General features: G+C 72.0%; 7 protein-coding genes and 1 pseudogene. 3 read left to right on the top strand and 5 right to left on the bottom strand.

Features of this window, described 5'->3' with window-relative positions; genetic code table 11:
• From DKL51_RS00785 to DKL51_RS00770, 4 genes and pseudogenes are all read right to left on the bottom strand, one after another.
• Positions 1-1,214: pseudogene (locus DKL51_RS00785) on the bottom strand (hypothetical protein); the annotation flags it as partial.
• A 75-nt stretch (positions 1,215-1,289) separates the two neighbouring features.
• Positions 1,290-1,598, bottom strand: a complete 309-nt coding sequence (locus tag DKL51_RS00780) for a cupin domain-containing protein (protein WP_109946333.1) — start codon at positions 1,596-1,598, stop codon at positions 1,290-1,292.
• Positions 1,595-2,545 carry an LLM class F420-dependent oxidoreductase gene (locus tag DKL51_RS00775; RefSeq protein WP_109946332.1) on the bottom strand — a complete coding sequence of 317 codons (951 nt, stop codon included), beginning with the start codon at positions 2,543-2,545 and terminating at the stop codon, positions 1,595-1,597. Before DKL51_RS00775 ends, DKL51_RS00780 begins: the two co-directional genes overlap by 4 nt.
• A 2-nt stretch (positions 2,546-2,547) precedes the next feature.
• Entirely contained in the window at positions 2,548-3,399 is an 852-nt protein-coding gene (locus tag DKL51_RS00770; protein ID WP_243420892.1) for an ABC transporter ATP-binding protein, read from the bottom strand.
• A 285-nt stretch (positions 3,400-3,684) separates the two neighbouring features.
• Between DKL51_RS00770 and DKL51_RS00765 the strand changes: the two genes are divergently transcribed.
• Complete coding sequence (locus tag DKL51_RS00765) at positions 3,685-4,716, top strand: ABC transporter substrate-binding protein (protein WP_109946331.1); 1,032 nt, start codon at positions 3,685-3,687, stop codon at positions 4,714-4,716.
• 161 nt (positions 4,717-4,877) lie between these two features.
• Complete coding sequence (locus DKL51_RS00760) at positions 4,878-5,666, top strand: ABC transporter permease (RefSeq protein WP_423790599.1); 789 nt, start codon at positions 4,878-4,880, stop codon at positions 5,664-5,666.
• Between the two features lie 26 nt (positions 5,667-5,692).
• Here DKL51_RS00760 and DKL51_RS00755 read toward each other — a convergent pair whose 3' ends face one another.
• Entirely contained in the window at positions 5,693-6,874 is a 1,182-nt protein-coding gene (locus DKL51_RS00755) for an ABC transporter substrate-binding protein (protein WP_109946330.1), read from the bottom strand.
• 445 nt (positions 6,875-7,319) lie between these two features.
• Between DKL51_RS00755 and DKL51_RS00750 the strand changes: the two genes are divergently transcribed.
• The coding region (locus DKL51_RS00750; protein WP_124811615.1) for a sensor histidine kinase at positions 7,320-9,455 on the top strand (2,136 nt) is incomplete at its 3' end.

Here is a 9,455-nt window from a genome sequence, read left to right as displayed (position 1 = left end):
GAGGGCGGGACCGGGGTGCCGGGGACCTGGTGGTCGGGGTGACGGCCGCCGGTGGGGCGGGCGAAGCCGGTCGGCACCGGTGCCGGCGTGCCGCTCGGTGCGGCTTCCGGCCAGTCCCAGTGCGCTGGGGTCGGTCGATCGCCGCGGGACGGACCCGTGCCCCGGTCGGTCGGGAAGAGACCCGGGTCGGCGGCCGCCGTGCTCGCGCTGCCCGCCACGGTCGGCGTACCGGTAGCGCTCGGGCCGGTCACGGCGAGCCCGCTGCCCGTCCGGTCCGTCGAGCCGGAAGCGCCCGTCGCCCGGGTGGGTCCGGCCGGCAGTGGCTGGAGGATGTCGGTCGGTTCGATGGCGTTCGTCGCGGGCGCTGGGGTCGACCGGCGCAGCGCGGTGACGGCGGTCGAGCCGAGCGCGCCGGCAGCCACCGCGATCAGTGCGCCGTAGTAGGGGGCCAGCTGGTACCGGTCGGCCGCGTCGCCGGGGCCGGCGGTCAGGTAGGCGAAGGCGACCAGGACCGGACCGGCCGCGCCGGCGGCCCCGCCGACCACCGGGGCGTGGCCCCGCCAGCGGGCCAGCGTGCCGACCACCGCACCGGCGACCAGGGCCACCGTGGGCAGGATCAGCATGGCGAAACGTTGGGTCGTCCCGCTGTCCAGCCAGGACGGCTCGAGGACACCGAGGCGTACGGTGGGCAGCAGGCCGCTGGCGGCCAGCGACGGCGCCACCGAGATCAGCGCGAGCAGCCAGACGGCGCCGGCGGTCAGCGCGATGTTCCAGCCCAGCGGCGGACTCAGCAGGACGGCGAGTGCGGCACCGGCGCCGACCACCGCGCCGAGGATGGCGCAGATGCCCACCGCCCACACCGGGTCCACCGTGCCGAGCTGGGCGGCCCGGGCGGGCTGCATGCAGAGCGGGGCGACGACGGTCGCGCCGAGCGCGGCGGCGCCCGCCACGGCGAGCTGCTCACCGGTGCCGCCCGGGAGGCCCAGCCGGCGGGCCAGCCGGGCGGTGAAGACGGCCCCGGCGACCGCGGCGACCGCGGCGAACCAGCCCACCCAGACGAGCTGAGCAGGCCACCGGTTGACCGAGCCGTCGGTGAACGTGCCGGTGAGGCGCACGATGCCGAACCCGTACGCGATGCCGAGCTGGCCGGCCCCGGCCAGCACGCTCACCCCGAATGCCGTGAGTAGCAGCCTGCCCCACGTCCGAAAGGCCATGTCGGGCACGTTACGGCCCGGTGCGCCCGATCGCCACCGTGGCACACGGGAAGTGGCGCGCCGCCTTTGACCTGGTTACTTCAGCTCGACCAGGCGCGCCAGGTAGGTGGTGTCCCCGACGTTGGTCAGCATGTGCACGGCACCCGGATCGCGGTAGACGACGCCGCCGGTGGGTTCGTCGGCGTCGATGCGGGTCCCGTCGATCGTCTGCACCACGTTCTTCGCGCCCTGGACGGCGATGACCAGGTAGGGGTGGTCGTGCCGGTGCAGCGGCTGCCGCTCACCCGGCTCCAGCCGGATGTGCCAGACCCGGACCCGGTCGTTCTCGTAGACGATCTCCTGCCCGACCGGGCCGAGTTCGACGTCCTGGGTGAGCTCGGTCATCGGGTTCCGCCCAGCTGGGGGAGCACCTCGGTGGCGATGAGCTCCAGGTGGTCGAGGTCGGCGAAGTCGATCAGCCGCAGGTGCACCCGGGTGGCGCCGATCGCGGCGAACTCGCCGAGCCGGTCGACCAGCTGCGCGGGGGAGCCAACCACCGGGTCCTCCGGCGGCAGCGCGCTCTTGATGTGCAGCGGTGCGGCCCGCCGCTGCGCCTCCGCGTCGGTACGTCCGATCGCCACCACCACGCCGGCGGAGAGCACCAGCGGCGGACGCCCCGACTCAGTACGGCCGAGGCGGTCGCACGCCTCGGTCACCCGCTCGTACGCGGCGGCCGTCTCGGCGACGGTCTTGAACGGCATGTTGAACTCGTCGGCGTACCGGGCGGCCAGTTCGGGGGTGCGCTTCGGGCCGCGGCCGCCGACGATGATCGGCGGGCCGGGGCGCTGCACCGGCTTGGGCAGCGCGGGCGCGTCCAGGAGGCGGTAGTGGTCGCCCTTGAAGCTGTACGTCTCGCCGGACGGGGTGGCCCACAGCCCGGTGATGATCTCCAGCTGCTCGGCCAGCCGGTCGAACCGCTCACCCACCGGCGGGAACGGGATGCCGTACGAGGTGTGCTCCCGCTCGTACCAGCCGGCCCCGATGCCCAGCTCGACCCGGCCGCCGCTCATCTGGTCGACCTGGGCCACCATCACGGCCAGCGGGCCGGGCAGCCGGAAGGTGGCGGAGCTGACCAGCGTCCCGAGCCGGATCCGGGAGGTCTCCCGGGCCAGCGCGGCCAGGGTGAGCCAGGCGTCGGTCGGGCCGGGCAGGCCGGGGTCGTCGCCCATCGACTGGTAGTGGTCGGCGCGGAAGAAGCCCTCGAAGCCGCCCGCCTCGACCAGCCGGGCGAAGCGCAGCTGGTCGTCGTAGCTGGCTCCCCGGTGCGGCTCGGTGAAGACCGACACCCGCATGGTCACCGCCCTCCCACGCCGGCCTCCGCCGGCGAATCCGTCTCGTCGCTTCCCGCCCCGCGCTGCTTCGGCGCGCCGACCGGGGCGGCCGGCTCCGGGGCGTCCCGTTCCATCAGCAGTTCGTGCAGGTCGGCGCTGACCCGGGCCACCTCGGCCAGGTGCGCGTTGCGGCCGAGGGTGCGCGGCCGGGGGATGTCCACCTCCACCACCTTGCGGATCCGGCCGGGGCGCGGGCTGAGCACGACGACCCGGTCGGCCAGCAGCACCGCCTCGTCGATCGAGTGGGTGACGAAGACGATGGTCGCCTTCGTCTCCATGTGCACCCGCTGGAGTTCCCCGGAGAGTTCCTCCCGGGTGAGCGCGTCGAGCGCGGAGAAGGGTTCGTCCATCAGCATCACCCGGGGCTGGCCGATCAGCGACCGGCACAGCGACACCCGCTGCTGCATGCCGCCGGAGAGCTCATGCGGCAGGCGCTTCTCAAAGCCGCCCAGCCCGGCCATCTCCAGCAGTTGCCGGGCGCGTTCCCGGTGCTTCGCCCGGCTCCAGCCGAAGATCTCGACCGGGAGGAGGACGTTGTCCAGCACCGAGCGCCAGGGGAGCAGGGCGGGGCGTTGGAACAGCATGGCGATGTCCCGGCGGGGGCGGGTGATTGGCGTACCGGCGACGGTGATCTCACCCTCGCTGACCGGGAGCAGCCCGGCGATCATGCGGAGCAGGGTGGACTTGCCGCAGCCCGAGCGGCCCAGGACGGCGACGAACTCACCCTCGGCGACGTCGAGGTCGATGCCGCGCAGCGCCTCGACCCGACCTGAGCGGCCGTCGAAGGTACGGGACACCCCGGACAACCGGATCATCTCCGCCGGCCTCCCTCCTGCTCGACGACGACGAGCCCGGCAAGGGTAACCGGCGACAGTCCCTATAGCACCGTCCGGGGTGGACGTCGGTCACTTTCCCTTACGCAACTTCGTTTCCGTTCCGCAACCGATACGGTCGCCGTGCGGAAACTGGCCTTCTCGTACGCTGTCCGCGCGAAGAGTCCCCTCACGACGGTCGTACCGGCTCACCCCTTCCGCCGGCACCGTCGGACCCACGACCCGTCCGGGTGAACGTGACCTGGTCGGAAAGGACATGGTGCACTGATGAGAAGGCTGACCCGTACGGTCGCGGCCGCCGCGCTGGCCACCGCCCTCGCGCTGGTCTCCGCCTGCAGCAGCGGCTCGGACAAGTCCGACGATGCCAAGGGCGCGGGCGGCGCGACGCTGGAGAAGGTGACGTACCTCACGTCTTTCGGCAACTTCGGCCGTGACTCCTACGCCTGGGTGGCGAAGGAGAAGGGCTTCTTCTCCGACGCCGGCTTCGACGTGGAGATCAAGCCCGGCGAGGGCACCGGCTCGGTCATCCAGACCGTCGTCGGCGGAAAGGCCGACTTCGGCCCGATCGACCTCACCGGCGGCATCCTCCAGCTCGGCAATGGCAAGGCCAAGGACTTCGTCGCGGTGGCGGCGATCCAGCAGCGGACCATGGCCGCCATCGTCTCGGTCGAGGGCAAGAACATCGCCACCCCGAAGGACCTGGAGGGCAAGAGGCTCGCCGACACCCCCAGCTCCGTCGTGCGCAACCTCTTCCCGACGTACGCCAAGCTGGCCGGCATCGACGCCAGCAAGGTGACCTGGGTCAACGGTGAGCCGCAGACCCTGATGGGCACGCTCGCCTCCGGCGCGGTCGACGGCATCGGGCAGTTCGTCGTCGGCCAGCCGACCGTGGAGGCGGTGACCAAGAAGAAGCCGGTCGTGCTGCCCTACAGCAACGTCATGCAGGACCTCTACGGCAACGCGCTGATCACCTCCACGAAGCTCGCCAAGGAGAAGCCGGAGATGGTCAAGCGCTTCACCGCGGCGCTGCTCAAGGGCCTGGAGTACGCCCTGGCCAACCCGCAGGAGGCGGCCGACATCCTGAAGAAGAACGTGCCCGCCGCCGTCCCGGCCGCGGCCGCCGCCGAGCTGCAGCTGATGGCCGGCTACGTTCGGTCCAGCAACTCGGGCACCGCGCTGGGCACCCTGGACAGCGGCCGGGTCGCCAAGAGCATCGCGCTGCTGCAGGGCGCGGGCGCGCTCACCCAGAACATCACCCCCGACCAGATCATCGACTTCAACCTGGTGCCGAAGGCCTGACCGGTCGGCTCGGACAACGGGGGTGCGGCCCGCCGGGGTTCCGGTGGGGCGCACCCCCTTCGCGTGCCGGTCGTCGCGCCGGCCGAGGAGAGGAGGACGTGTTGACGGAGTCGACCCGCACCCGGGCCGGTACGCCGGCGGCGGACCGGACCGCGTCGGAGGTGGCCGTGCCGCGCCGGGGCGGCGTACGGCCGGCGGCGGTGGGGCTGCCCGCGCTCGGGCTGGTGATCGCGGTGTCGGTCTGGTGGCTGGTCACCTCGGGCCTGCACCTCGTCCACCCGGCGTCGCTCCCGCCGCCGCAGCTGGTCTGGGCCTCGCTGACCGGGACGAGTCAGGTGCTGCTGCCGGCGCTCGGCATCACCGCCGGGATGACCGTCCTCGGCTTCCTGCTCTCCTCGATCGCCGGCGTGCTCATCGGCATGGCGCTGGCCGCCTCCCGGCGGGTGGAGCGGATGTTCGCGCCGCTGCTGGTGGCGGTCAACGCCGTGCCGAAGATCGCGTTCGGTCCGCTGCTGGTGGTCTCGGTGGGCTGGGGTGCGAAACCGATCCTGGTCATGGTGTTCCTGCTCTGCTTCTTCCCGATCGTGCTCTCCACCGCGACCGGGCTGACCACCACCCCGGCGGACCTGGCCGATCTGGCCCGGTCACTGAACGCGTCATGGTGGCAGTCGTTCCGCAAGGTGCGTCTCCCGGCCGCCCTCCCGCAGATCTTCGTGGGGTTGAAGGTCGCCATGCCGCTCGCCGCGATCGGTGCGGTGATCGGCGAGTTCTACTCGGACAAGCCGGGGCTGGGCTACCAGATCCTGCAGTACAACGGGGTCGGGGACACCGCGACGGCTTGGGCGGCGATCGTGCTGATCGCACTGATGAGCATCCTGCTCTACGCCGCCCTCAGCGTCGTCGAACGCCTCGCCCTGCCCTGGGTGAAGGCCACCACCTCGGCCCGCTGACCCACACCCACCGGCGCAGGTAGGACTCAGCCGGCCAGCCGCCAGCGCCCGCCCCGGGCGACCAGGGTCGTCAGCGCCTGAGGCATCAGGCCGGAGTGGTTGTCCGGGGTCATCCGGATCGGGCCGGAGAGGCCGTCGAGCTGCGAGGTCTCCAGGACGTCCCGCAGGCCGTCCCGGTTCACCTGACCGGCCGGTCCACCCGAGCGCAGCTCGGCGTCGGCGATGAGCTGGACCGCGTCGGCGGCGAAGGACGAGGAGCCGTTGTACCCGCCGAACCGGGCGGTGTAGTCCTGGAACCACTGCCGGCGGGCCGCCTTGGCCGGGGTGGTGGCGATGACGTCGTCGATCACCATGGTCTGGGTGAAGATCAGGGTGGCCTTCTCGGTGGAGCCCGCGGCGGGGCCGAGGAAGAGGTCGCCGGCGGCGGAGGCGTCGAAGAAGAGCGACCCGGAGAAGCCGGCCTGCCGGGCGCCGGCGGCGGCGAGGGTGGCCTGCTCCGGCGGCGCCCAGACGATGAGCCCGTCGGGCTTCTTGCCCACCAGCGCATCGACCTGTGTGCTCACGTCGGTGTCGGTGGTCCGCACCGCCTCGGCGCCGAGCAGCCGGATCTTCGCCTTGTCGAACTCGCGGCTCAGCGCGGCCAGCCCTTCCTGGCCGTAGCTGTCGGCGCCGTGCAGCACGGCTACCTTGTGGATGCTGCGCCGGCGCAGTTCCGTGGTCAGCGCACCGGCGCTGTCGGCCGCGTTCGGGGCCAGCTTGAACATGTAGCGGCGCTGGGCGACCGGGTCCGTGATCGCGGCGGAGGGGGCCAGCGCGATGGCCGGAATGCGCTTCTCGTTGATGGTGCGGACCGAACCGACCGCACATTCGTTGCAGCCGCCCATGATGATCGCGGTGACGTGCGAGTCGGTGCTGAAATCGTTGATGTTGCGCAACGATTCCGCGGCGTCGGAGCGGTTGTCCTTCACCTTGAGCTCGATCTTCCGTCCGCCCAGTGCGCCGGACGCGTTCAACTGCTCGACCTTCAGTTCCAGGGCGCGCTGGTACACCTTGCCGACCGGCGCGGCGGCGCCGGAGAGTTCGAGGTCCGCGGCGATCACGATGGGGTTCGTGTCCTGCTGCTCCTCGCCGAACTGGCAGCCGGTGAGCGTGGTGGCCAGCACGGCCGAAGCGAGCGCCGCGATGCTCGCGGAGCGGATGGGGCTCAACTCAGTCCTCCAGGTGCGGCGCGGGCGTACCCCGATCACCGCCGCTTGACCGTCCTCAGTAGAGAAACGGGATTGGTCTGCCGTACGGTGTGCGCGAAGCCTGCAAAACCTTGCCAATGCCGGGCCCTGTGGTCAAGCGTGGATGCGGGAGCCGTTTCGGGACACTCATCCCACATGGTGGGGTCGTCGAATTTTGACGAGCGCGCGCCGTCCATCTGCGACTTACCACTCTGGATGCACGTTCCCTGTTCAGGGGCCTGGAGAATAGAAGGTATTAGTTGACCGCACACCGGGTTGAAGCCCTTGCGACCGATTCCTGCCTCAGCGCGGCTTCCCAAACAGGATCTTCTCTGGTGAAATCGCGGCCGTGCCGCACGTGGCGCTGGCCGCTGCACGAGGCACGGGTCGGCGGGTCAGGCGTGGGAGAAACGACGGAGGCGATGTCGTGAGCACCGGACCTACGACCCTGCCCGAGAGCGCCCGCGCCCAGCAGCGAAACCGGCGACGACGGCTGCCCCGGCTGCGTGACGCCCGGATCCGGTCCAAGCTCGCCCTCATCCTCGTCGTCCCGGTCGCCGCCGTCATCGCACTGGCGACGATCCGACTCGTGTCCGTCGGCGAGGGCGCCTACGACGCCACCCGGATCCGCTCCCTCACCGCGCTCTCCATCGACATCTCGGCGCTCAGCCAGGACCTGCACAAGGAGCGGATGGCCGCGGCCGCCTACCTCGCGGCGCCCCGGCAGAAGCCGGACGAGTACAACCTGCGGGTCCGCCGTACCGACGAGCGGATCTCGGCGTACCGGGAGGAGCGCGGGCGGCTCGGTGACGTGCCGACGGCGGTCCGCGACCGGCTCAAGGTCATCGACGATCACCTGACGACGCTGAACGGCACCCGGCAGGAGGTGCTCGACCGTCAGCAGATGCCGGTGGCCGAGGCGAGCCTGCGCTACGGCATCATCCTCACCGACCTCGTCTCGTACGGCGACACGCTCGCCCAGCAGGCCGGTGGCGAGCGCGTGGCCGACGCCCGTCGGGCGGTCGCCGCGTTCGCCCACGCCAAGGCGGCCGTCGCCGAGGAGCAGGCGGTGGCCTTCACCGCGTTGGCCGGGGGCCGGCTCGACGAGGAGCAGTTCTCCTCCTTCGTGGCGACCCTGACCAGCCAGCAGGAGGCGTTGCTCGCCTTCGCCCGCTCCGCCGAGCCGGACCAGCGGAACCTGGTGAACGGCACGGTCTCCGGTGACGCGGTGGTGCTCGCCGACCGCGTCGCGACCGACCTGTCCCGCTCGGTCGAGAAGTCCCCGCTGGTCACCCGGGACGACGCCGCCGCGGCCATCGGCGCGGTCAACGACCTGATGCGGTGGGCGGAGATCCGGCTGCAGGAGCGGCTGCTCGCCGAGGCCGACGAGGCGCGCACGGAGGTCATCCGGCAGGCTGTCGTCGAGAGCCTGCTCGTGCTGCTCACCCTGATCATCGCGGTGACCCTCGCCGTGGTCCTCGCCCGGTCGCTCAACCACTCGCTGCGCCGGCTGCGCGAGGGGGCCCTGTCGGTGGCCAACCACGACCTGCCGGACGCGGTCAGCCGGCTGCAGACCGTCAACGCCGTCGGTGACGGCGGCGTGGAGGAGATCGTCAGCCAGGTCCGGGACCCGATCCAGCTCAGCAACCGCGACGAGATCGGCCAGGTGGCGCTGGCCTTCAACGTGGTCCACCGGGAGGCCGTCCGGGTGGCCGCCGAGCAGGCCGCGCTGCGGACGAGCGTGTCGGCGATGTTCCTCAACCTGGCCCGGCGCAGTCAGACCCTGGTCGATCGGATGATCGGCGAGCTGGACGCGATCGAGCGCGGCGAGGAGGACCCAAAGCGCCTCGCCCAGCTCTTCGAGCTCGACCACCTGGCCACCCGGATGCGCCGCAACGACGAGAACCTGCTGGTGCTGGCCGGTGCCGATTCGGCGGTGCCGCGCCGCGACGACGCACTCCTGGTGGACGTGCTGCGGGCCGCGCAGTCCGAGGTGGAGCTCTACAACCGGATCGAGTTCGGCAGCGTCGACACCGACATCTCGGTCGCCGCGCAAGCGGTCAACGACGTGGTCCGCCTGGTCGCCGAGCTGCTGGACAACGCCACCCGGTTCTCCCCGCCGAACACCACGGTGGTGGCCGACGGCCGGCGGATCCGGGACTACGTGCTGATCCAGGTGGAGGACCGGGGGCTCGGCCTCACCGACGAGCAGCTCGACGCGCTGAACCGGCGGCTCGCCGCCCCACCGACGGTGGACGTCGCGGCGTTCCGGCTGATGGGGCTGGCCGTGGTGAGCCGGCTCGCCTCCCGGTACGGCATCCGGGTGGAGCTGCGCCGCAATGTGGAGGGCGGGACGGTCGTCCAGGTGACGCTGCCCAACTCCACCGTGGTGCTGCCGGCGATCCGGGGCCGCGACCAGGCCGTGGGGCGGCCGCGCCAGCCGCTGGCCGTGGAGCAGGCCCCGCTGACCCCGGTCGGCCAGGCCGAGCCGTTGGCCGGTGCGGGGCGCACCGCCACCCTGACCGAGCAGTGGCGCAGCACCACCACCCCGCCGCCGGCGCAC

The organism is Micromonospora globispora (assembly GCF_003857015.1).
Taxonomy (GTDB): Bacteria; Actinomycetota; Actinomycetes; order Mycobacteriales; family Micromonosporaceae; genus Micromonospora; species Micromonospora globispora.
Note: the sequence above shows the minus strand (reverse complement) of the source record. Positions and strands in the feature narration are given on the sequence as shown.

Bases quoted from the DNA above. Each gene is read 5' to 3' on its own strand.
- DKL51_RS00780 (WP_109946333.1), bottom strand. From the start codon at position 1,598: ATGACCGAGCTCACCCAGGACGTCGAACTCGGCCCGGTCGGGCAGGAG.
- DKL51_RS00775 (WP_109946332.1), bottom strand. From the start codon at position 2,545: ATGCGGGTGTCGGTCTTCACCGAGCCGCACCGGGGAGCCAGCTACGAC.
- DKL51_RS00770 (WP_243420892.1), bottom strand. From the start codon at position 3,399: ATGATCCGGTTGTCCGGGGTGTCCCGTACCTTCGACGGCCGCTCAGGT.
- DKL51_RS00765 (WP_109946331.1), top strand. From the start codon at position 3,685: ATGAGAAGGCTGACCCGTACGGTCGCGGCCGCCGCGCTGGCCACCGCC.